General features: G+C 31.5%; 1 protein-coding gene. It reads left to right on the top strand.

Annotation, left to right across the window (positions count from 1 at the left end; genetic code table 11):
* Positions 1-129: 129 nt before the first annotated feature.
* On the top strand, positions 130-908 hold a 779-nt coding region (locus KA828_RS11770), incomplete at its 3' end, for an ISL3 family transposase (protein ID WP_210126269.1).

Raw genomic sequence — 908 nt, forward strand, 5'->3', positions numbered from 1 at the left:
GCTCTATAATAAATTGGACTGATGACAAAATTCATCAGTCCAATTTTTATGTTTTGAATACAAAAATGGCGCAATCACCTCTATAATTATTAGTTACCACAACAAATAAAAAAGAAAGGTAGTGCGCCTATGTGTAAGTCTATATTAAATACATTAAGAATTAAAGATAAAAATCTAAATTTTTCAGATGAAGTGATTGAGAAAAAACATAAAGGACGAATGAGCTTGTTTTACTATGCCGAGCTCACTTATCAACCTACGCATTGTGAAAATTGTTTAGCTAAAAATGAAAATTTCTCCATTGTGAAGAATGGTAAGAAAACTTCTACTATTACTCTACTTAAAGTCATGGAAATGCCCGCTTATTTAGAACTTCAAAAACAAAGATTTTATTGTAAAACTTGTGATAGTCATTTTACAGCTAAATCTGATATTGTCGATGATTACTGTTTTATTTCTAATAAAACAAAACTTGCAGTTTTAAATAAAGCACAAGAATGCCGCTCTCAAAAATCTATCGCTAAGTCATGCTTAGTATCATCAATGACTGTGTCTAGAGTGATTAATCAAGCGGCAAGCGACGTAGGTCAGTCTTCTTTTGATGCTTTACCTGAACACTTAATGATGGACGAATTTAAAAGTGTTAAAAATGTAACTGGGAAAATGAGCTTTATTTATGCAGATGCTGTATCGCACCGCATCGTAGATGTGGTAGCGGATCGTAAGTTAAAATCGTTAAAAGATCATTTTTATCGCTATTCTTTGAAACTAAGACAAAAAGTCAAAACGGTAACGATTGATATGTATGAACCATATATGTCGCTAATCAAGCAATTATTTCCTAATGCGAAGATTATTATTGATCGTTTTCATATTGTTCAATCCTTAAATCGAGCGTTAAATATGTC

This window comes from Staphylococcus sp. GDY8P85P (assembly GCF_017892405.1).
GTDB classification, from domain to species: domain Bacteria; phylum Bacillota; class Bacilli; order Staphylococcales; family Staphylococcaceae; genus Staphylococcus; species Staphylococcus borealis.